This is a genomic window from Bradyrhizobium sp. LVM 105 (assembly GCF_003957705.1).
Lineage (GTDB): Bacteria > Pseudomonadota > Alphaproteobacteria > Rhizobiales > Xanthobacteraceae > Bradyrhizobium > Bradyrhizobium frederickii.
The window spans coordinates 104,236-125,641 of the sequence record NZ_QZMV01000008.1 but is presented as its reverse complement, the minus strand read 5'-3'; the positions used below and the strand labels follow the sequence as shown (position 1 = coordinate 125,641).

16 protein-coding genes and 2 tRNA genes are annotated in these 21,406 nt (G+C 65.0%); 12 read left to right on the top strand and 6 right to left on the bottom strand.

Features of this window, described 5'->3' with window-relative positions:
* Positions 1 to 49: 49 nt before the first annotated feature.
* The 4 genes from D6B98_RS22660 (at position 50) to greA (ending at position 5,318) form a co-directional block, all read left to right on the top strand.
* The gene (locus D6B98_RS22660; RefSeq protein ID WP_126259130.1) at positions 50 to 751 is read left to right on the top strand and encodes a class I SAM-dependent methyltransferase; all 702 of its coding nucleotides are present in this window, start codon (positions 50 to 52) and stop codon (positions 749 to 751) included.
* A gap of 54 nt (positions 752 to 805) precedes the next feature.
* Positions 806 to 881 (top strand) — tRNA-OTHER (locus D6B98_RS40060).
* 294 nt (positions 882 to 1,175) lie between these two features.
* Positions 1,176 to 4,640: a carbamoyl-phosphate synthase large subunit gene (gene carB / locus D6B98_RS22655; RefSeq protein WP_126259129.1), complete on the top strand. Its 3,465-nt coding sequence runs from the start codon at positions 1,176 to 1,178 to the stop codon at positions 4,638 to 4,640.
* 204 nt (positions 4,641 to 4,844) lie between these two features.
* The gene (greA, locus tag D6B98_RS22650; protein WP_018643807.1) at positions 4,845 to 5,318 is read left to right on the top strand and encodes a transcription elongation factor GreA; all 474 of its coding nucleotides are present in this window, start codon (positions 4,845 to 4,847) and stop codon (positions 5,316 to 5,318) included.
* Positions 5,319 to 5,698: 380 nt separating this feature from the next.
* Here greA and D6B98_RS22645 read toward each other — a convergent pair whose 3' ends face one another.
* Entirely contained in the window at positions 5,699 to 6,187 is a 489-nt protein-coding gene (locus tag D6B98_RS22645; protein ID WP_126259128.1) for an Lrp/AsnC family transcriptional regulator, read from the bottom strand.
* 264 nt (positions 6,188 to 6,451) lie between these two features.
* On the opposite strand from D6B98_RS22645, the gene trxB reads away from it, so the two are divergent.
* The 5 genes from trxB to D6B98_RS22625 all read left to right on the top strand — a co-directional run bounded on the left by trxB (position 6,452) and on the right by D6B98_RS22625 (position 10,450).
* A complete protein-coding gene (gene trxB / locus D6B98_RS22640; RefSeq protein WP_126259127.1) occupies positions 6,452 to 7,417 on the top strand; it encodes a thioredoxin-disulfide reductase in 966 nt (321 codons plus the stop codon).
* 5 nt (positions 7,418 to 7,422) lie between these two features.
* Positions 7,423 to 8,346, top strand: coding sequence for a LysR family transcriptional regulator (locus tag D6B98_RS22635; protein ID WP_063197141.1), 924 nt, complete (start codon positions 7,423 to 7,425; stop codon positions 8,344 to 8,346).
* Positions 8,347 to 8,809: 463 nt separating this feature from the next.
* On the top strand, positions 8,810 to 9,718 hold the full coding sequence (locus D6B98_RS22630) for a 4-hydroxy-tetrahydrodipicolinate synthase family protein (protein WP_126259126.1): 909 nt from the start codon (positions 8,810 to 8,812) through the stop codon (positions 9,716 to 9,718).
* Positions 9,719 to 10,004: 286 nt separating this feature from the next.
* On the top strand, positions 10,005 to 10,151 hold the full coding sequence (locus tag D6B98_RS40055; RefSeq protein ID WP_164718791.1) for a hypothetical protein: 147 nt from the start codon (positions 10,005 to 10,007) through the stop codon (positions 10,149 to 10,151).
* A 134-nt stretch (positions 10,152 to 10,285) separates the two neighbouring features.
* Positions 10,286 to 10,450: a hypothetical protein gene (locus tag D6B98_RS22625; RefSeq protein WP_164718778.1), complete on the top strand. Its 165-nt coding sequence runs from the start codon at positions 10,286 to 10,288 to the stop codon at positions 10,448 to 10,450.
* Positions 10,451 to 10,526: 76 nt separating this feature from the next.
* Here D6B98_RS22625 and D6B98_RS22620 read toward each other — a convergent pair whose 3' ends face one another.
* Complete coding sequence (locus D6B98_RS22620; protein WP_027547672.1) at positions 10,527 to 11,204, bottom strand: AAA family ATPase; 678 nt, start codon at positions 11,202 to 11,204, stop codon at positions 10,527 to 10,529.
* A gap of 354 nt (positions 11,205 to 11,558) precedes the next feature.
* Entirely contained in the window at positions 11,559 to 11,903 is a 345-nt protein-coding gene (locus D6B98_RS22615) for a hypothetical protein (protein WP_126259125.1), read from the bottom strand.
* Positions 11,904 to 12,367: 464 nt separating this feature from the next.
* Here D6B98_RS22615 and D6B98_RS22610 point away from each other — a divergent pair, with 464 nt between their 5' ends.
* Together D6B98_RS22610 and D6B98_RS22605 are read left to right on the top strand one after the other, a co-directional pair.
* Positions 12,368 to 13,534, top strand: coding sequence for a CaiB/BaiF CoA transferase family protein (locus D6B98_RS22610; protein WP_126259124.1), 1,167 nt, complete (start codon positions 12,368 to 12,370; stop codon positions 13,532 to 13,534).
* Positions 13,535 to 13,536: 2 nt separating this feature from the next.
* Entirely contained in the window at positions 13,537 to 14,457 is a 921-nt protein-coding gene (locus tag D6B98_RS22605; protein ID WP_126259123.1) for an HpcH/HpaI aldolase/citrate lyase family protein, read from the top strand.
* Positions 14,458 to 15,094: 637 nt separating this feature from the next.
* On the opposite strand, the gene tenA is transcribed toward D6B98_RS22605, so the two are convergent.
* The 3 genes from tenA to D6B98_RS22590 form a co-directional block, all read right to left on the bottom strand.
* Complete coding sequence (gene tenA, locus D6B98_RS22600) at positions 15,095 to 15,769, bottom strand: thiaminase II (protein ID WP_126259122.1); 675 nt, start codon at positions 15,767 to 15,769, stop codon at positions 15,095 to 15,097.
* Between the two features lie 535 nt (positions 15,770 to 16,304).
* A tRNA-His gene (locus D6B98_RS22595) sits at positions 16,305 to 16,381 on the bottom strand.
* A 359-nt stretch (positions 16,382 to 16,740) separates the two neighbouring features.
* The gene (locus D6B98_RS22590; protein ID WP_126259121.1) at positions 16,741 to 17,175 is read right to left on the bottom strand and encodes a phasin; all 435 of its coding nucleotides are present in this window, start codon (positions 17,173 to 17,175) and stop codon (positions 16,741 to 16,743) included.
* A 612-nt stretch (positions 17,176 to 17,787) separates the two neighbouring features.
* On the opposite strand from D6B98_RS22590, the gene D6B98_RS22585 reads away from it, so the two are divergent.
* Complete coding sequence (locus D6B98_RS22585; RefSeq protein ID WP_126259120.1) at positions 17,788 to 21,288, top strand: PAS domain S-box protein; 3,501 nt, start codon at positions 17,788 to 17,790, stop codon at positions 21,286 to 21,288.
* The last annotated feature ends 118 nt before the right edge of the window (positions 21,289 to 21,406 follow it).

Here is a 21,406-nt window from a genome sequence, read left to right as displayed (position 1 = left end):
CAGCGCCGGTTCCTGATCAGGAACCATTTGGCCGGGACCTTCGGATACCATGGACGATTGGATCGATTATTACGACTCCACGCATACGATCTATGTCAGCAGGCTGCATCGCGACCTGCACTTCCAGATCATCGCGCGGGACATCATCGGCTACATCTCCTCGCCCGACGCGGTCGTGCTCGACTATGCCTGCGGCGAGGCGCTGTCGGCGAACCAGGTGGCGGCCGCCTGCGGCCAGCTGATCCTGGCCGAGCCCGCGCCGGGGGTGCGCGGCCGGCTGATTGCGCGCTTTGCCCCGAACACCAGGATCCGCGTCCGCTCGCTCGACGACGTCCGCAAGATGCAGGACCAGTCGATCGACCTCGTGGTGATGAACTCGGTCGCGCAATACATGGCGCCGGACGAGCTCGATGCCGCGCTGCTCAACATCCGCCGTATCCTGAAGCCCTCCGGCAAGCTGGTGCTGGGGGACATCCTGCAGCCCAATGTCGGCATGTTCAGGGACGTCATGGCGCTGCTCGGCTTCGGGCTCCGCCACGGCTTCCTGAAGGACGCGCTGATCGGACTGATCAGCACCGCACTGTCGGATTACCGTCAGTTGCGCACGCGTATCGGGCTGCAGCGCTACAGCGAGGACGAGATCACCGCCAAGCTGAGGGCCGCCGGGTTCGCGGTCCAGCGCGCCCATACCAATATCGGCCATAATCGCTGGCGCATGACCTTCATCGCCCGGCCGCCTCTGGTTCGTTAAGCATAACAATTAGCCGTTGTAGCCTGTCGCACTGCAATCGGTCATGATCGCCGCGGCCCGGTGGCGGAAGCGTCTACGCGAGGGCGGTGCAACGCTCTTCATCCTGGTTCAAATCCAGGCCGGGTCTCCACGCTTCGCCCCTTCGGGGCTACGCGTGGCGCAGCCACGCCGGACCCGAAGGGGCAAAGCGTGTCCGGCGTAGCGGGAGCGGAGCGCAAGCGTAGACGGACGTTCCGGCGGACCACCCTCCAAGACCCCTAACTCGCCAAAATTGGCGGTTGATGGGCATTTTTCGGGGTTTCGCCGCCCCGAAAACTGGTCTAAGACCCACCCGCGCGCGAGGGAGACCACCGCGCTCTCGGCCACAGGGACGCGCAGCAGCGCGCCCTTTTTTTGTGCCCAAATTCCACTTCGGCGAGAGTTGATGCCCAAACGTACAGACATCACCACCATCCTGATCATCGGCGCCGGTCCCATCGTGATCGGCCAGGCCTGCGAGTTCGACTATTCCGGCACGCAGGCGGTGAAGACGCTGAAGGAAGAGGGCTACCGCATCGTCCTCGTCAATTCCAACCCGGCCACCATCATGACCGACCCGGAATTGGCCGATGCGACCTATATCGAGCCGATCACGCCCGAGATCGTCGCCAAGATCATCGAGAAGGAACGTCACGTCATTCCCGGCGGCTTCGCGCTGCTGCCGACGATGGGCGGACAGACCGCGCTGAACTGCGCGCTGTCGCTGCGCCGCCAGGGCACGCTGGACAAGTTCGACGTCGAGATGATCGGCGCGACCGCCGACGCCATCGACAAGGCCGAGGACCGCCAGCTGTTCCGCGAGGCCATGACCAAGATCGGGCTTGAGACGCCGAAGTCGCGGCTCGCCAACGCGTCGGCCTTGAAGAAGTCGTTCCGCGACAAGTACCTCGCCGAGCGCGAAAAGCTCTCCGGTGCCGCGCTCGAGGAGCATGAGCGGCAGTGGACGCTGGGTGAGAGCGATCGCCGCAAGCGCTATCAGGAATACGCGCTCGGACAGGCGATGATGGCGCTGTCCGAGATCGGCCTGCCCGCGATCATCCGCCCCTCCTTCACGATGGGCGGCACCGGCGGCGGCATCGCCTACAACAAGGAAGAGTTCCTCGACATCATCGAGCGCGGCCTCGATGCGTCTCCGACCAACGAAGTGCTGATCGAAGAATCCGTGCTCGGCTGGAAAGAGTACGAGATGGAGGTGGTGCGCGACAAGAACGACAATTGCATCATCGTCTGCTCGATCGAGAACCTCGATCCGATGGGCGTTCACACCGGCGATTCCATCACGGTGGCGCCGGCGCTGACGCTGACCGACAAGGAATACCAGATCATGCGCGACGCCTCGCTGGCGGTGCTGCGCGAGATCGGCGTCGAGACCGGCGGCTCCAACGTGCAATTCGGCGTCAATCCGGAAGACGGCCGCATGGTCGTCATCGAGATGAATCCGCGCGTGTCACGCTCCTCCGCGCTGGCGTCCAAGGCCACCGGCTTCCCGATCGCCAAGGTCGCCGCCAAGCTCGCGGTCGGCTACACCCTGGACGAGATCGCCAACGACATCACCGGCGGCGCCACGCCGGCCTCGTTCGAGCCGACCATCGACTACGTCGTCACCAAGGTGCCGCGCTTCGCCTTCGAGAAATTCCCCGGCGCCTCCACCACGCTGACGACGTCGATGAAATCGGTCGGCGAAGTCATGGCGATCGGCCGCACCTTCCAGGAAAGCCTGCAGAAGGCCCTGCGCGGGCTCGAGACCGGCCTCACCGGCCTCGACGAGATCGAGATCGAGGGTCTCGGCCGCGACGACGACAAGAACGCGATCCGTGCCGCGCTCGGCACCCCGACGCCGAACCGCATTCTTCAGGTCGCCCAGGCCATGCGGCTCGGCTGGTCGAACGAGGACATCTTCAACTCCTGCAAGATCGACCCCTGGTTCCTCGGCGAGATGCGCGGCATCGTCGACATGGAGGAGAAGGTCAGGAAGAACGGCCTGCCCGGCAACGCCTTCGGCATGCGCACGCTCAAGGCCATGGGCTTCTCCGACGCGCGGCTTGCGGTGCTCGCCCACACGACGGAGGCCGAGGTCACCGCGAAGCGTCATGCGCTCGGCGTGCGCCCCGTCTACAAGCGCATCGACACCTGCGCGGCCGAATTCGCCTCGCCCACCGCCTACATGTATTCGACCTACGAGGCGCCGTTTGCGGGCGCGCCGGCGGACGAGAGCGCCCCGTCCGACAAGAAGAAGGTCATCATTCTCGGCGGCGGGCCCAACCGTATCGGCCAGGGCATCGAGTTCGACTATTGCTGCTGTCACGCCTGCTTCGCGCTGCATGATGCCGGCTACGAATCCATCATGGTCAACTGCAATCCGGAGACGGTGTCGACCGACTACGACACTGCCGACCGGCTCTATTTCGAGCCGCTGACCGCCGAGGACGTGCTGGAGATCATCGCCACGGAGCGCAGCAACGGCACGCTGCACGGCGTGATCGTGCAATTCGGCGGCCAGACGCCGCTGAAGCTGGCCCGCGCGCTGGAAGCCGCCGAAGTGCCGATCCTCGGCACCTCGCCCGATGCCATTGACCTTGCCGAGGACCGTGACCGCTTCAAGCGCGTGCTCGACAAGCTTCGCCTCAAGCAGCCGAAGAACGGCATCGCCTATTCGGTGGAGCAGGCAAGGCTCGTCTCCGCCGATCTCGGCCTGCCGCTGGTGGTGCGGCCGTCCTACGTGCTCGGTGGCCGCGCGATGCAGATCATCCGCGAGGAGAATCAGCTCAACGACTACCTGCTCGGCACGCTGCCGGAGCTGGTGCCGGCCGACGTCAAGGCGCGCTATCCGAACGACAAGACCGGGCAGATCAACACCGTGCTCGGCAAGAACCCGCTGCTGTTCGACCGCTATCTGTCGGATGCCACCGAGATCGACGTCGACTGCCTCTGCGACGGCAAGGACACCTTCATCGTCGGCATCATGGAGCACATCGAGGAAGCCGGCATCCATTCCGGCGATAGCGCCTGCTCGCTGCCGCCGCACTCGCTCGAGCCCGAGATGATCGAGGAGCTGGAGCGTCAGACCCGCGAGCTCGCGCTCGGCCTCGACGTGGTCGGCCTGATGAACGTGCAATACGCCATCAAGGACGGCGAGATCTACGTGCTCGAGGTCAATCCGCGCGCCTCGCGCACCGTGCCCTTCGTCGCCAAGGTGGTCGGCACGCCGGTCGCCAAGATCGCCGCGCGCATCATGGCGGGCGAGAAGCTCGCCGATTTCAAGCTGAAGAAGGCGAAGCTCAAGCACGTCGGCGTCAAGGAATCGGTCTTCCCCTTCGCGCGCTTCCCCGGCGTCGACACGGTGCTCGGCCCCGAGATGCGCTCGACCGGCGAGGTCATGGGCATCGACCGCAATTTCGAGGTCGCCTTCGCCAAGAGCCAGCTCGGCGGCGGCACGCGGGTACCGCGCAAGGGCACGGTGTTCGTCTCGGTGCGCGAGAGCGACAAGACGCGTATCGCCGAGGCGGTCCGCGAACTGCATTCGCTCGGCTTCAAGGTGCTGGCGACCTCCGGCACGCAGCGCTTCCTGACCGACCAGGGCATCCCGACCGAGAAGGTGAACAAGGTGCTGGAAGGACGGCCGCATATCGTCGATGCCATCACCAATGGCGACGTCCAGCTCGTCTTCAACACCACGGAAGGCCCGCAGGCGCTGGCCGACAGCCGTTCGTTGCGGCGCGCGGCCCTCTTGCATAAAGTGCCGTATTACACCACTCTTTCCGGGGCCGTGGCGGCCGCGCAGGGCATCCGGGCCTATCTGGGCGGGGACCTTGAGGTTCGTACCCTGCAGAGCTACTTTTCGGAAACCTGATCGCTAGCGGCGGTGAAACCGCCGCTAAGTGATTGGCAATGAAGCCACAATGGCCGGAGGAACTGTCCGGCCATGTGGGTTGTTCTGTTCCGGCGCCAGACCCACATAACTCCCGGTGGGCGCGTGTTCAGCCCGGGAATACCGACGAATCAAGGTTGCCGCGCCCGGTCTTGGTGGGCGCGCAGCTGAAGGACGAGAGAAGAGATGGAAAAGGTTCCGATGACCCAGGCCGGCTTTGTCGCGCTCGGGGAAGAATTGAAGAAGCGCCAGTCGGAAGATCGTCCGCGCATTATCGAGCATATCGCGGAAGCGCGCTCGCACGGAGACCTGTCGGAAAACGCGGAATATCATGCCGCGAAGGAAGAGCAGTCGCATAATGAAGGCCGCATTGCCGAGCTCGAGGACAAGCTGGCGCGCGCCGACATCATCGACATCTCGAAACTGTCCGGCGACACCATCAAGTTCGGCGCCACCGTGACCTTGGTCGACGAGGACACCGAGAAGAAGACGGTGTGGCAGATCGTCGGCGAGGTCGAGGCCGACGCCAAGAAGGGCCGCATCTCCATCACCTCGCCGCTGGCGCGCGCGCTGATCGGCAAGAAGAAGGGATCGACCGTCGAAGTCAACGCACCCGGCGGCGCCAAGGCGTATGAGATCACCAAGGTGGAGTGGCGGTAGGGATTTGCCGCTGCATGTGACGTTTGAAAAAGGCCGTGCGATCCGCGCGGCCTTTTTGTTTCGGCGCGTTGCTGCGGTGAGCGAGACCGTGCCGTCTCCCCGCGTCATTGCGAGCGCAGCGAAGCAATCCAGAATCTCTCCGCGGAAGACAGTCTGGATTGCTTCGTCGCAAAAGCTCCTCGCAATGACGCGGCAGGAGCAGCGAGCATCACTCCATCACCGTCACCCTGAGGTGCTCGCCTCTTCGGCGAGCCTCGAAGGGCGACGGCCCAACTGTTGGCGCGCGCCGCTGCATGCGGGCCTCGCATCCTTCGAGGCTCTCCATCGGGCGCTTTGCGCCCGATGCTTCGAACCTCAGGATGACGGAACTGGCAGGACGCCTAGAGAGGCGACCTCCGCCCCTTCACATCCAGCGGCACCGCCGCCTCATATTTCGAATTATGCAGCACCAGCGAGGTCCGCACGTTGCGGACGTGGGGCGCCGCCGTCAGATGAGTGACGAAATCCTGAAAGGTCGCCATGTCGGGTGCGACGCATTTGAGGATGAAATCGACCTCGCCCGACAGCATCCAGCACTCCCGCACCAGCGGTTCGGCGCGGACGAATTCCTCGAAGGCACGCAAATCCGCCTCGGCCTGGCTGGACAGGTGCACGGCGGCGAACACGGTCACGTCGAAGCCGAGCTTGCGGGCATCCAACAGGCCGCGGTAGCCGTGGATATAGCCCTCCTCCTCCAGCGCCCGGACGCGGCGCAGGCAGGGCGGCGGCGAGATGCCGACTCGCTTGGCCAGCTCGACATTCGTGATTCGACCGTCGGCCTGAATCTCGGTGAGAATTTTCAGGTCGATCTCGTCTAGGTTCCGCGACACGTGATTGGAACTCCTGGCCTTTACGGCGGTATTGGGTGGGTTGTCGCAATCCTCATAACCAGTCTGCAACGTCAGCGCAATTTTATTGCGCGTGCATCGCAATCGACTTTTGTTCCCTGTTGGAAAAATCCGCCGAGAGGGAATGCAATTCTTGCATAGCTCACCAGAAGGCTTAGATTAGCTCTGACATTTCAGCGCCCCGCAACGCCTCCCGGCATGTTCCGCGCCCGCGCTGCAAATCCCCCGTGAAAGGCGTCCATCGGAATGTCCGCTCCCGTTCATGCAAAGGTCGTCATTATCGGCTCCGGCCCCGCCGGTTACACGGCGGCGATCTACGCCGCGCGGGCGATGCTCGAGCCGATCCTGATCCAGGGCATCCAGCCCGGCGGCCAGCTCACCATCACCACGGACGTCGAGAACTATCCAGGCTTCGCCGACGTGATCCAGGGCCCCTGGCTGATGGAGCAGATGGAGAAGCAGGCGGTCCATGTCGGCACCAGGATCGTCACCGACCTGGTCACCAAGCTGGAGACGGCGCACCGGCCGTTCCGACTTACCTGCGACTCTGGCGACGTCTATCTCGCCGACAGCGTGATCCTCGCCACCGGCGCGCAAGCGCGCTGGCTCGGGCTGCCGTCCGAAGCCAAGTTCCAGGGCGGCGGCGTGTCGGCCTGCGCCACCTGCGACGGTTTCTTTTACCGCAACAAGGACGTCGTCGTGGTCGGCGGCGGCAATACCGCGGTCGAGGAAGCTCTCTACCTCACCAACCATGCCTCGCAGGTCACGATCGTGCATCGCCGCGATCATTTCCGCGCCGAGCGCATCCTGCAAGAGCGCCTGTTCAAGCATCCGAAGATCAAGGTGATCTGGGACTCGGCAGTCGACGAGATCTGCGGCACCGAGAACCCGAACAAGGTCACCCATGTGCGCCTGAAGAACGTCAAGACCGGCGCGCTGACCGACGTGAAGACCGACGGCATCTTCATCGCCATCGGCCACGCGCCGGCGACCGAACTCGTGAAAGACCAGATCAAGCTGAAACCGTCGGGCTATGTCGAGGTCGCCCCGAACTCGACCGCCACCTCGGTGCCCGGCCTGTTCGCCGCCGGCGACGTCGCCGACGAGACCTATCGCCAGGCCGTGACGGCCGCAGGCCTCGGCTGCATGGCCGCGCTCGAGGCCGAACGTTTCTTGGCCCTTCGCGCCAGCGAGCGCGCGGCAGCGGAATAGCGATCATGCCCCGAACACGCGACGGATTTACGGATATGGACTGGGACAAGCTGAAGGTGTTTCACGCAGCGGCGGAAGCGGGCAGCTTCACGCATGCGGGCGAGCAACTCGGCCTGTCGCAATCGGCGGTGTCGCGCCAAGTCTCGGCGCTGGAGCAGGAGCTTTCGGTCTCGCTGTTCCACCGCCACGCCCGCGGCCTGATCCTCACCGAGCAGGGCGACCTCCTGTTCCGCACCGCGCATGACGTGTTCATGCAGCTGCAGGCGGCGCGCGCGAAACTCACCGACAGCCGCGAGCGGCCGAGCGGCGACCTCAAGATCACAACCACGCCCGGCGTCGGCATCAACTGGCTGATCCCGCGGCTCGGCGAGTTCACCGCGCTCTATCCCGAGATCCGGATCTCCCTGATCGTCACCGACGAGGAGCTCGATCTGTCGATGCGCGAGGCGGATGTCGCGATCCGCACCCGCAAGCCGACGCAGCCGGATCTGATCCAGCGCAAGCTGTTCGCGATGGGCTTCCACGCCTATTGCTCGCCGGAATACATCAAGCGCTTCGGCACGCCGCGCACGCTGGAGGAGCTCGACTCCCACCGCATCATCACGCTCGCCGACGGCAACTTCGCGCCGCATCTGCAGAACCGTAACTGGCTGGTCGAAGCCGGGCGCAACGGCTCCGGTCCGCGCGAAGCCTATTTCAGGGTGAACAACATCCTCGGTCTGGTGCGCGCCTGTCAGCAGGGCCTCGGCATCGCCGCCCTGCCCGACTACCTCGTCGAGGAACAGAGCAAACTCGTGCAGCTGTTCGGCGAGTCGGATTCGATCCAGCTCGATACCTATTTCGTCTATCCCGAGGAGCTGAAAACGGTGGCGCGCGTGCAGGTGTTCCGCGACTTCGTGGTCAGCAAGGCGCAGCGCTGGCCGTCCTAATTTCCGCATGACTGACATGCGGCCTCGGCTGTTGCTGCGGGCCGCTCGTCAAGCCCATACTGTTTGCACGCTGAGCCTTCGCGTTGCGCATTTGTCCCCCTCCTCCAGTGGCGCGGGAGTTCAGTAATCCCTCTTGGAAGGTGATTGTGTCGGCCTCACGTGGCCAATACCTAAGCCGGGCCCTTCGGGTCCGGCTTTTTTTCTGTCAAATCAACCCTCGCCCTCCGCGTGTATTGACAGTTCCACGCATACCCCGCATCATTCGCAAATGATCACGAAGTCGTGCGCAATCTCGTTCGAGGCCATCGCCTCGAAAAAAGGCCCCCATCCCGGGGCCTCGGATGTTTGCACGCGCTAGCTAAGCTTCGTCATCGCTGCAAATCTTCGAAAACCCCGCCGCCTGGACGGGGTTTTTTCATGTGCCCTCCGTCTCAGGTTTTTTTCCCGAGAAGGAGATGGAAACATGACTGGTCTACAGGAACAATTGCACGGGCTGTGGCTGCCGCTGGTGACGCCGTTCCAGAACGGCGCCCTCGACGAGCGGTCGTTGCGGCGGCTGACGCGGCACTACAGCGCGCAAGGCATCGACGGCTTCATCCTGGGCGCGACCTCCGGCGAAGGCATGACGCTGCGCGAGGCCGAGCTCGAACGTCTCGTCGCCGTCGTGAGCGAGGAGATGGCGGCCGGCCGCCGCACCTTGCCGGTCTGCCTTGGGCTGTCGGGCGCCGACACCGCGCGGCTGCAGGAACGTCTCGACGAGACCGCGGACTGGCCGATCGACGGTTATCTGATCGCGAGCCCCTATTACGTGCGGCCCTCGCAGCGGGGCCTCTTGGCGCATTTCGAGGCGCTCGCCGACCACGCCGCATGGCCGCTCGCGCTCTACAACATTCCCTATCGCACCTCGGTGAACATCACCAACCAGACCATGCTGCGGCTCGCCGAGCACAGGAACATCGTGGGCCTGAAGGATTGCGGCGCGAGCCGCGAGCAATCGATCGCGCTCTTGCGCGACCGCCCGAAGGAATTTCGCGTGCTCACCGGCGAGGATGCGAACTATTTCGAGGCGCTCACCGACGGCGCCGACGGCGGCATCGTGCTGTCGGCTCATGTCGAGACCGCGACCTTTGCGGCCGTGCATGCCGAGCACAAGCGCGGCAACCGCGACGCCGCGCAGGCGCGCTGGCAGGAGGTTGCCGAGCTGACGCGCCTGCTGTTCACCGAGCCGAGCCCGGCGCCGGCGAAGTACTGGCTGTGGCGATGCGGCCTGATCGACAGCCCCGAGGTGCGCCTGCCGATGGTCGAAGTCAGCAGCGAGCTCGCCGCCGCCATCGATCGCGAGATCGAGCGGCGGACGAAGGTCGCGGCGTAGCAGCCCTCTCACTCCACCCGCATGTCATTCCGGGGCGCGACGAAGTCGCGAACTAGGATGCGCAATTGCGCATCTGAGAATCCATGGCGCGGCAGAGTTGGTGGATGAATGGATTCCGGGTTCGCGCTATGCGCGCCCCGGAATGACGCTGGCGGATATGGCCGAGCAAGCCTCGTGGTTAACAACGCGCGAACAGTCTTCGCAGCCGCGGCATGGCGCATCCACGACTCGTTTACGCTCCGGTGCCTATCGTTGTCCTCGAAAGGCTTCTCAGAGGGGAATGACCATGGGGCATCGCATCCGGCCGACGGCCGTCCGGCAATTCGCGCCGGCCGATCTTTTGCAGGGAATTCTCGTCGTTTCGTCGTTCGGGTTCTGGGCGGTGATGCTCGGCCTGATGCCGGTGCTGCTGTTTCGGATCTGGCTGACCTAGAGTCGGCAGCTCGCGCGGATGGTTAAACGGCCGTCACAAATGCGTTCAAAATGCGCGGCAGCTTGCAAGCCGGAATCTTAAAACATCCCGGGTATCGTTCACGCCCATAAGCGAAGAAATCGCGGGGGCGTTTTGTGAATAGTCAGAATGAAATGGCGTCGCATTTCGACGCCGGATACGAGAAGCTGTCCACCGAGCAGAGCTTTACCACCGAGGACATTCTCTGGGCTGTCGGCATCTGGTCGGTGATCCTCACGCTGTCGCCGGTCATCGTGTTCTACATGCTGATGGTGGCGTAACTCTTTTCCGCCGGTCCAAGAAACGCAAAACGCGCGGACACCGCGCGTTTTCCGTCCGGGGAATGATTTTAAAAAATTAGGCTGCCTGCTTGTGCATTGCGCCGGATGCCGACGCCGTGCCGCGAATGGCCTTCACTGAACGCTCGATCGCCGCCCACAGCCTTGCGATCTCCTGGGCCGCACGGCTCTCGGCCTGATACTCCCGCGCGCCCTCGCCGTGGCTCAGCGCCATCAGCAGATCCGAACGGTTGGTGATCTGGCCGCCCCACACTGGCGCACGGAATTTCGCCAGGGCTTCGCGGGCGATGGTGACGATCGGGCTTTCGGCCTCGTCGCGCTTGGCCGGCGCACCGTTGAGCACGACCGCATAGGGCTTACGTGCGGCGCGGCACATCTGGATGGTCTCCTGCACCGCGTTGACGTCGAACACGCCGGGACGGGCGGGAATCACCACCATGGTGGCGTTCTTGATCGCGTCGTCGACCACGGCCGAGAGGTTCGGCGGCGTGTCGATCAACACCCATTCATAACCGTCGCGCTTGGCAGCGGAGACGATGCCGCTGACCGAGTTCACGGCCGACTTGATCGGCGGTTCGTTGGTGCCGCGCAGCTTGTGCCACAGCGTCAGCGAGCCCTGCGGGTCCGCGTCCACGAGCATGACCTGCTTGCTCGCCTTGATCTGTGCGGCAAGATGTGCGGCGAGGGTACTCTTGCCCGAGCCGCCTTTACGCGATGCAAAAACAATGACGTTCATACCTTCGGCCTCCAGATTGACCCCAGGCCGCGAAAATGAATCACCGCGCTGATTCGTGAAAGATAAATTTATCGGGAGTTGCGCCACGGTCACGAAATAACAAGGCGTGCTGGCTTTTGAGTCACACTGCAATGTGCGGGGCACGACACCAGCTGCAGTCAAACGCTGTGTTCTGTGCGTTTCTTGAGCATTCGTTCGGGACCTAATCGGAATGCAACTTCGCCGCGCAAATCGACACCCGACTCATTTCCGTGATGTTTGCCCGGCATCGCCGCAAGCCTCGCGCCATGCCGCGCGAACAAAAGGAGTCCGTTACATTACGAAGTTTCGAAAGAGGAACGAGGCGCGAGGCGCTCAGCCCTCGCTGGTCTTTTTCTTCTTGGCCGCCGGCTTGGCGCTCTTCTTCGCGGTTTTGGGCGCGATGTTGGTCGGCTTGCCGGCGCGCTGCTCGCCCGGCTCGGGTCCGGGACGGAAGAACACCCGGCATTGCGGCGAGAGCTGCGCCTTCTTCCTGATCATGCAGGCGGTGATGGCATCGACGTTCGGAACGAACTCGCCGCATAGCCGCATCGCATCCGGCGAGCAGGCCTGCTGCTCCTCCTGGGTGTAGGCGAAGCCGGTGCCGGGCTGGACCAGCACGGCGAGGGCCATGGCGAGGGTTGCAGCAGCCAAGGATGTCTTGAAGCGAAGCGCCGGCATGGAATCCCCCCATGTGTCGAACAGAAGCGGATAGTGGGTGAACCGCTGTTCGTTGGCAACGGAGGGAGATGCGAAAGCCGGACGCTGTGCGGTCTCGGCAACAGGCGGGCCAGGCTTCCTCGTACCTGTCCACGCGTCATGGCCGGGCTTGTCCCGGCCATCCACGCCTTGTCACGCAGCACCAAGAACGTGGATGCCCGGGACAAGCCCGGGCATGACGACCACCTGGGAACGCGGGGATGACAGTGAGCAAGAGACCTCTCAAACAAAAACTGCGAAAACAACCCCATGCACAGTAGCCAAGTCACGGTAATCCCTCAGCCTTTTCTTTCTTAGGATTTGGCGAAACCGGGTTTGACTTGTCGGGCAAAACGGGGGCATCATGGCAGCATCAAGAAGATGCGCGTGGGGTGGCCGGCTTGTCTCCTGCGCCGGTCGAAAAGCGCACGCGAGGAGGAAGTCGCATGGAGGGGAATGAGGCGGAGCTGCCGCTGTCGGGCGTCAAAGTGGTCTCGCTCGAGCAGGCGATCGCGGCGCCGCTGGCGAGCCGGCACCTGGCGGATTGGGGCGCGCGGGTGATCAAGATCGAGCGGCCGGGCGCAGGCGACTTCTGCCGGGACTACGACCACGTGATGAACGGCATGTCGAGCCAGTTCGTCTGGACCAACCGCTCCAAGGAAAGCCTTGCCATCGACATCAAGAGCCCTGAAGGCCGCAAGGTGCTCGACGCCCTGCTGCCGCAGGCCGACGTGTTCATCCAGAACCTCGCGCCGGGCGCGGCGGAGCGGCTCGGCCTCGATGCGGCATCGCTCCTCCAAAAGTATCCGCGCATCATCGCCTGCGACGTCTCCGGCTATGGCAGCGGCGGCCCCTACAGCGACAAGAAGGCCTATGACCTCTTGGTCCAGTGCGAGGCCGGCGTGCTCGCCATCAACGGCACCGAGGCGGAGCCGGCCAAGGTCGGGCTTTCCGTGGTCGATATCGCCACAGGCATGTACATCCTCAATGGCGTCCTGATGGCGCTGTACCGCCGCGAGCGGACCGGCAAAGGCACGGCCTTCCAGGCCTCGCTGTTCGATTCCATCACCGACTGGATGAGCTATCCCGCCTTCTACACAAGCAGCACCGGCCGGCCGCTGCCGCGCACCGGCGCCAGGCACGCCACGATCGCGCCCTACGGCCCGTTCCGGGTCGGCGACGGCAGCACTATCTTTTTCGGCATCCAGAACGACCGGGAATGGCGCTCGCTGTGCCGCATCGTGCTCGGCGATGCCGATTTCGCCGACGACCTGCGCTTCCGCACCAATCCGCTGCGGATGCAGAACCGCGACGAGCTGCAGGCGCATATCGAGCAGCGCTTCGCCGCCATGAGCGGCGAGGAGGTGCTGCGGCTGCTGGACGAGGCCGGGGTCGCCAACGCGCATCTGAATTCGGTCGAGGCTTTCCTGGCGCACGAGCAGCTGCATGCGCGCTCGCGCGTGCAAAGCGTGGGATCGCCGTGCGGCCCGGTTATGAGCTTCCTGCCCGCGCTGACCATTCCCGGAATGAAGCCGCGGATGGATCCGGTACCGGATGTGGGGCAGCACAACGAGGCCATCCTTGGCGAGCTCGGCCTGGTGAAGGAGCCGTGACGATGGCGCATCAGCGGCCAACACGGGCCTACCTTGCCGTTCCCGCGCATCGCACCCGTCTCGTCGCCAAGGCGGCGGCCTCAATGGCGGACGCGGTGTTCATGGATCTCGAGGACGCCGTGCCGCCCTCCGAGAAGGCTGTTGCGCTGGAGGAAGCGGTGCGGTCGCTGTCCTCGCTCGACTGGGGCAGCAAGCGCGTCACGGTGCGGATCAACGCCGTCGACAGCCCGTTCATCACTGAAGAGATCCGCGCGCTGGCGGCACTGCCGAGGCTGGATGCGGTGATCGTGCCGAAGGCGGAGCGCGCCAGCGACATCGTTGCCATCGCCGATCAGCTGCGCGCCGCCGCGCCGGATCGCGCCGTGCCGGCGCTGGAATTGCTGATCGAGACCGCGCTGGGCCTCGTCAATGTCGATGCGCTCGCCGCCGCACACACAAGCGTGGCCGCGCTTCACCTCGGCGTCGGCGATCTCGCGGCCTCGCTCGGCGCCCGCACCTCGGACATCGGAATCTCGCCGGATGGCTACCGCCATGTGGGTACAGCGCAAAGCGGCTACGCCGCCACGCCGCTCGACCTGTTCGCCTATCCCATGATGCGCCTGCTGGTGGCCGCGCGCGCCTTCGGCCTGCGCGCCATCGACGGCCCCTGCGGCGCCTTCCGCGATGCCAGGCTCACCGAGAGCAGCGCGCAGAAGGCCGCGGCGATGGGTTTTGACGGCAAGCAGGTCATCCATCCTGACCAGATCGAACCGACGCTGCGCGCGTTCACCCCGTCGGCCGAGGAGCTGGCCCAGGCGCGGCGCGTCGTCGAGGCCATGGAGACGGCTGAGGCGCAGGGTCAGGGCGCAGTGACGCTGGACGGCAAGATGATCGATTATGCCAATGTGCGGATGGCGCGCAGGATCATCGAGCTGGGGTCGTAGCTGCGCATGGCCATATCGCTGATCGTCGCGCCGGTGGTCGCGCTGATCGCGGCGATGCCGACCGAGCGAACGCGGACATCCTCGCGGTCCAGTATCAGGGGCTGATGAACCCGGTGTCGGGCGCGGTGGCAGTGGACGCTGCTGGCGGCGGCGACGTTGCCGGTGGTGGTGTGGGTGGTGGCGGGAGGTAGCGCCGCGCCGACAGAAACTCAGCTGCTGGGTTTACGGTGCTCGGCATGACCAATCGAAGGCGAGCATTTTGACTTTAGCCTAGGCAGCCCAGTCCATGATCGCGTCGATGAAGGTCTGAGCCTGGCGGATCGCGTCGAGCCTCGTCGCACAGACACCGACCGACACTGTTCGGCCCTTTCCGACAGTCCACTTCCAACCAGCCGGGTAGCTCATTTCAACGATTGAGAAGCTTACGCCGCGATGTTCCACGGAGAACCTCCGCTAACATGTTGCTGTATCTGAAAAGGCTACTCCAAATGGCGAATTTGTCCAGTCGAACGCAGGCCCACAATTCGCTCGCGCGGCTTGGATATAAGCGTTCAGGAGAGCGCATGGAGACTTATTGCGGTGGTGGTGTGGATGGTGGCGGGAGGGAAGTAGGGGCGCCTGACGATTGCCGACACCGCTATGCGACAGCTTGGCCCGTGCGCCAGGCCATCTCCCAGAAGTCTGCCTCGAGGCGGGTGGCTTCCTTGAAGATCGCAATCAGCTCGGCCTCGCGGGCCGGCGTGGCGTAGAGATCGGCGAGATGCTCCATATGCGTCCGCGCCTTGGCAGCGACCTCCTGGTACGGCACGCCGGCGTACTCGGCGATCCAGACGCGATAGGCGTTGCTCGCCGCGTCGGCAGCGGGACGCGAGGCGAGCCGCGTCGCGATCTCCGCGTACCCGATCACGCAAGGCGCAAGCGCCACCTTGAGTGCCAGCAGATCGCCGCGCATTCCCGCATCCAGCACGTAGCGTGTATAGGCCAGCATCTCGGCCGCCGGAGGGGCCTGTTCAAGATCGCTCGGGGATAGGCCCCATTCGGCACAGAGCTTCACATGCAGGTTCATCTCGACATCAAGGATGGCCGAAAGGCCGGCCGCGGCTTCACGCATGTCGGCAAGTCTGGGCGACTTGTAGACCGCGAGCGCGTAGGCGCGCGCAAACTCGATTAGGAACAAATAGTCCTGAACGAGGTAGTGACGAAACGCCGCTTCGGGGAGCGAGCCGTCTGCCAATCCGTTCGTGAAGGGATGCTCGGTATAAGCCCGCCACTCAACGGATGCTTCTGTCTTGAGACGCTCGAAAAAACTCACGATGTTTTTCGCCTAGCTTGCCTGTCCATGAACGTCCGTGGCTCTCCGAGCCGCTGGGCTATCTCAATCCAGACGGAGGCATAGGACTTTATGAGAAGGCCCTCGCACGTTTGCTGGTCGGGGATGATCAAACCGTTCAGTGTGATCGAGGCAACATTAGTGGCGCTGTTCAGCGCGGCGATTGCCTTCTTTCGAGGACTGGTTGCTCCAAGCCTCCCGAAACCGGCGCCCATCCTCCCAAACCCCCCGATCATTTGCTATCTCGCCTCTCCAGGATGACCATCGGCTTCTCTGGTGTGCCATGGCACTCTAAGAGGAAAGATAGAAAAGCGAAGGGCACCTCGGCATTCTTGACGTCTGGATGAGTGTCCAAGTAGCGGCTGAATCGAAGTGCAATTTCAGGCGCGCGCCTTCGGTGCGGTTTCCGCCTGGCACTTCATGGCATCCGCCCAAGCATTCTCATACTGCTCGCCGACGCCGAACACGACCCAAGACGATCAACAAGATGCTGAGAAAGCGGAGTTATCCGCAACGGTGGTACAGTTGGGTGGGCTCGAACCACCGACCTCCTGTTCCACAGACAGGCGCTCTAACCAACTGAGCTACAACTGCATCCTGGCGAGCCGCCCTCAAGGGGTGCCTGAAAAGGTCGACCTAGGGGGGCTGGACGGGGCGGAAACTAGGTGCAACGGCCCGGTTTGGCAAGGCCGCAATGGGGTGAAAAACCGGCTGAGATCACGTTCGGTGCGATGGAATCGGGCCTGATGGCGGCCAGCGGGACCTGGCGCTCCCGTCGTCATGGCCGGGCTTGTCCCGGCCATCCACGCCTTGCCCCCGCCAAGAACGTGGATGCCCGGGACAAGCCCGGGCATGACGCCGTTCCTGGATTCCACGTGTGCGCGCGAGAGAGGCGAAGAAAAAACCCGGGCCGTTGGGCCCGGGTTTCTCTCGATTCAAACCGGCCTCGCCGCTCAGGCGGCGGGCGGATAGTACTTTGAGGCCGAGGCCTTGATCGGCTCGGCGGTCTGGGCGGCAACGCGCTGGGTCAGCTCGACCAGCTCCTTGGCCTGGGACTGCAGGGTCTCGAACTGCTTGCGGGTGTGGCCGGTCCACAGCTCCAGCGCTTCCGACGGCGACTTGGCGCCGAACAGCTGCTGGGCGAAGTCGAGCTGCGCGCTGGAATTGGCCTTCATGAACTCGACCAGCTTGGCGGTGTATTCGCTCGCGCCCTTGGAGGCCGAGGTGAACACGGCCTCGACGGTGCCGTTGTGGGTCTCGGCCGCGTCCTTGAACTTGGCGTAGTTTTCGCGGGCCTGCGACACGCCCTTTTCGGCGAACGCACGCATCTGCTCGGGAACCTCGAACGGAATGATCGAGGCAGAAAACGGATCAGTCGCACCTGTCATGGTTGTCCCTCACGCTAATTGAAAAAATGGAGTGAGCCTTCTGGCGCGCCCGCCGGCCCCTGTCGGGCCCTTGCATTCAGCGGGTACGAAGACTGGAAACGCGAAACGATTGAGATGGCTCGCCCAGCGCCCAGCACTATGGCTGCCTATCATGTCAACATTGTGCAGCGCAACGCGCCAGGGCGGTGCGCTGCGAAAATTTAATTCTCGGGGAGGGTGAGGTTCCCGGGTTTGGGAACCGGGGGTTGAGAAGGTCCAGCCCTGCCGCCGTCATTCCGGGGCCCGAGCGAAAGCGAGGGAGCCCGGAATCCATCAGGCCGCAGAACAAGAGGATGGATGGATTCCGGGTTCGCGCTGCGCGCGCCCCGGAATGACGAGCTGCGGGGAGGCCGGCAGCTCGCATTGCAACCGATTGCTCCAAGACCCCCCGAATTCCTTGGATGAACCGGGCTGCGGCTTGCGGGGGTGGCGGGATTAAGGTTATCGCGGCTTTGGGATACCTGCGGAGGGGCGAGCCGTGGACCTGCGCGCGGGCGCGCGCGATACTAACCCTTTCTTAAGGCTGTCATTCCCGGCAGCCGCCAGCGTCTAGCGTGAGACTAAGCCGGTCGGATGACGAGTTCGGATTTCCAGTTGCGAGGTGTGGGCGATCCGCGGCTGGCCGTGCATGCGACCTCCCCTTGGCCGGCCTGGCTGTGGTCGATCGACGGCACGCGGGTGCTGTGGACCAATCCGGTCGGCGCAAGACTGTTCGGCGCGGCGCATGGCGCGGCGCTGGCGGAGAAGGTGTTCGGCCCGGCGGACCCGCATCGCCGCCAGGTCGCCCGGCTCGCGCGCCAGCTGCCGGCGAACGGCAGCGTGCGGCTCGAACGGCTGCGCGGCTTCGGCGCAAGGCTCGGCACGCTGATGACCTGCGCCTGCAGCCGGCTCGACTTTGCCGACGGCAGCCATGCCGTGCTCGTCACCGCGATGGATCCGAGCCTGCGCAGCATGCCGCTGATCGAGCGGCTGCATCGCCTGGTGGAAGGCGCGAAGATGCCGATGGCGGCGTTCGCGCCCGACGGCCTGTTCGTCGGCGCCAGCGACGCCGCCCGCGCCCTGCTCGGCTTCCGCGATCTCGGCGAGGCCGGGCTCGAGAAGGCGCGCAGCGATGCGCTGCGCGACGGCCGCGCCGAGACGCCGATCGGTATCGGCCAGATGGTGCTGCAACGGGTCGGCCGAGGCGCCGATGTCGGCCTGGTCGCGCTGATCGAGCCGGCTGCCGCCGCGCAAGCCAGGCCTGCCGAGCATATGCCGGCCGAGCCCAGGCCTGCCGAGTCCAAACCTGCCGAGTCCAAGCCTGCCGAGCCCGCACAGCAGGCCGCGACCATGCCGAGCGAGCCGTCCCCGTCGCAGCACGGCTCGGCCGGGATCTCCTTGTTCGATGCGTTCGCCGAGCCGATCGAGGCGCCCACCGCCACCGGGACCATCGCGCCCCAACCGCAGGAGACGGTCGAACCGACCCGGCAAGATCCGGCGCATGAGGTGGCCGGCCAGGCCGCCGACGTCGCGGCAAAGACTCCGGTTGAAAACCCGCTTCAAGCCATTGTGTCGCCGCAGGCTGCGCCGATCAGATCCGGCATGGTCGAGCCGCCATCGGACCAGGAATCGCCGGGCCACGAGCCGCCCGCACCGCGTCAGCATCCGCTGCGCTTTCTCTGGCAGACGGACGCGGAGGGCCGCTTTGTGCTGCTCACCGACGAATTCATCCGCCTGATCGGCGCGCGCACGGCTGGCGGCTTCGGCCGTCCCTGGCACGAGATCGCCGAGGCGTTCTCGCTCGACCCCGAGGGGCGCATCGCGCAGGCGCTGGCAAGCCACGACACCTGGGCCGGCATCACCGTGAACTGGCCGACCGACGGCGGGGAGCAGCTGCCGGTCGAGCTCGCCGGCCTGCCGACTTACGATGCCGCGCGCAATTTCGCCGGCTTCAAGGGCTTTGGCGTCTGCCGCGATCTCGACGCCCTCAACCGGCTCGATGCGCTGAGGCGCTTCGAGCAGCTCACCGCGCCGCCGGCGCAGCATGATCTGACCGCCGATGCGGTCGAGCCCAAGGCCGAGCCAGTGGAAGAGGCCGAAACAGTGGAACAGCCCGCGCCAGCGGAGCCCGATCCTGAGCCCGGGCCCGCGCCGACCGCCGAAGCCGAACGACCCGACCTCGCCTGCGACGCGACTTCACAGCCAAAAGATCCGGACATCCCAGTGGAAACGCCCGTCGAAACCCCTCCCAATGTCGTGCCGTTCCGACCGTCCGGCGATGTCAGATCACTCAGTGATCAGAGATCGCCGACGCTGACGCCGGTCGAGAACAGCGCGTTCAACGAGCTCGCGCGGCAATTGTCCGAACGGCTCGAGCGCGATCGCGAGACCATCGCGGACGCGTCCGAGCCCGTGACGGAGATCACGACCGAGCCGGAGGCGCCCGAGCCCACGCCACAGCAGGCGGCGGCCGAATGGCTGACCGAGCCGGCGCCGCCGCCGCGCGGCGCCAGCGCGCGCGACCGCGCGCTGCTCGACCTGTTGCCGACGGGCATCCTGATCTATCGGCTCGACCGCCTGCTCTACGCCAATTCCGCGTTCCTCGCGCGGATGGGCCATGCCGACATCCATGCGCTGGAGGATGCCGGCGGGCTGGACGCGCTCTATGTCGAGCCCGGCGTGTCCTCGGCGAGCAGCACCTCGCAAGGCGGCACGCCTGTCACGATCAGCGCGACGGTCGCGAACGGCGACACGCCGCTTCCGACCACAGTCGCGCATCTGCACACGATCGACTGGGACGGCGAGAGCGCGCATGCGCTGATCTGCGCGCTGCCGCAGCCGCCAGCCGCCATCGCCGCGCCCGGCATTGCCGAGCCCGTCATCGCCGAGCCTGTCATCGCGGAGACGGCTGTCGCAGAGACGGTCGTCGCCGAGACCATCGTCCCCGAGCCGTTCGCTTACGCTCCCGAGCTCGAGCCCGCAGTCGGCGAAGCCGAGGCGGAAGATCTCGCCGCGATCCTCGACACCACGGCCGAGGGCATCGTGATGTTCGATGCCGAAGGCAACATCCACGCCTGCAACCGCAGCGCCGAGGCGCTGTTCGGCTATGACGGCACGGCGCTGCTGGAGCAGAACTTGCTGACGCTGTTCGCGCCCGAGAGCCAGCAGGTCGTCGTCGACTATCTCGAAAGCCTCAAGAGCCAGGACATTGCGAGCCTGCTCGACCACGGCCGCGAGGTGCTGGGCCGCGAGAAGAAGGGCGGCGTCATTCCGCTCGCGATGATCATGGGCCGCACGCGGCCCGACGGGCCGAACTTCTTCGCCGTGTTCCGCGACCTCTCCCAGAGCAAGGCGGGCGAGAGCGAGCTGGCGCAGGCCCGCCGCCTCGTCCACAGCGCGGCCAACGCGAAGGCCGACATGCTGGCGCGGATCAGCCACGAGATCCGCACCCCGCTCAACGCCATCATCGGCTTTGCCGAGGTGATGATCTCGGAGCGCTTCGGCGCGCTCGGCAACGAGCGCTACGGCGAATACATGAAGGACATCCGCGCCTCCGGCGAGCGCGTCATCGCCATCATCGACGATTTGCTGGAGCTGTCGCGGATCGAGACCGGCAAGCTCGACCTCACCTTCGCCGACCTCAACCTCAACGACCTCGTCGAAGCCTGCGTGACGGTGATGCAGCCGCAGGCCAATCGCGAGCGCATCATCATCCGCACCTCGCTCGCGCATGCGCTGCCGCAGGTCACGGCCGACGCGCGCGCGATGCGGCAGATCGCCATGAACCTGATCTCGAACTCGATCCGGCTCGCCAGCGCCGGCGGCCAGGTCATCGTCTCCACCGCCGTGACCGACCGCGGCGAGATCGCACTTCGCATCCGCGACACCGGCCATGGCCTGTCCGAGCGCGAGGTCGCCGCGGCGATGGAGCCGTTCCGCACCCCGCCGCCGGGCGATGCCGCGGACAGCGCGGCGCTGAACCTGTCGCTGACCAAGGCCCTGGTCGAAGCCAACCGCGCCCGCTTCAACATCAAGAGCGCAGGCCACGGCACGCTGATCGAAGTGGTGTTCGCACCGGCGCTGGCGGGGGCGTGAGGCGAGATCAGACGAGGTTGATCGCTGCCACGAGGGAGGTGTGCTCCACCCCGGATCGTCGAGATCACAAATGATCAGGCCCTTAAAGCGCGATGCGATTAGGATGAATCGTCATCGC

Excerpts from the sequence above, each read along its gene's own strand:
- D6B98_RS22660 (WP_126259130.1), top strand. The coding sequence starts at position 50 with ATGGACGATTGGATCGATTATTACGACTCCACGCATACGATCTATGTC.
- carB (WP_126259129.1), top strand. The coding sequence starts at position 1,176 with ATGCCCAAACGTACAGACATCACCACCATCCTGATCATCGGCGCCGGT.
- greA (WP_018643807.1), top strand. The coding sequence starts at position 4,845 with ATGGAAAAGGTTCCGATGACCCAGGCCGGCTTTGTCGCGCTCGGGGAA.
- trxB (WP_126259127.1), top strand. The coding sequence starts at position 6,452 with ATGTCCGCTCCCGTTCATGCAAAGGTCGTCATTATCGGCTCCGGCCCC.
- D6B98_RS22635 (WP_063197141.1), top strand. The coding sequence starts at position 7,423 with ATGCCCCGAACACGCGACGGATTTACGGATATGGACTGGGACAAGCTG.
- D6B98_RS22630 (WP_126259126.1), top strand. The coding sequence starts at position 8,810 with ATGACTGGTCTACAGGAACAATTGCACGGGCTGTGGCTGCCGCTGGTG.
- D6B98_RS40055 (WP_164718791.1), top strand. The coding sequence starts at position 10,005 with ATGGGGCATCGCATCCGGCCGACGGCCGTCCGGCAATTCGCGCCGGCC.
- D6B98_RS22620 (WP_027547672.1), bottom strand. The coding sequence starts at position 11,204 with ATGAACGTCATTGTTTTTGCATCGCGTAAAGGCGGCTCGGGCAAGAGT.
- D6B98_RS22615 (WP_126259125.1), bottom strand. The coding sequence starts at position 11,903 with ATGCCGGCGCTTCGCTTCAAGACATCCTTGGCTGCTGCAACCCTCGCC.
- D6B98_RS22610 (WP_126259124.1), top strand. The coding sequence starts at position 12,368 with ATGGAGGGGAATGAGGCGGAGCTGCCGCTGTCGGGCGTCAAAGTGGTC.
- D6B98_RS22605 (WP_126259123.1), top strand. The coding sequence starts at position 13,537 with ATGGCGCATCAGCGGCCAACACGGGCCTACCTTGCCGTTCCCGCGCAT.
- D6B98_RS22590 (WP_126259121.1), bottom strand. The coding sequence starts at position 17,175 with ATGACAGGTGCGACTGATCCGTTTTCTGCCTCGATCATTCCGTTCGAG.
- D6B98_RS22585 (WP_126259120.1), top strand. The coding sequence starts at position 17,788 with ATGACGAGTTCGGATTTCCAGTTGCGAGGTGTGGGCGATCCGCGGCTG.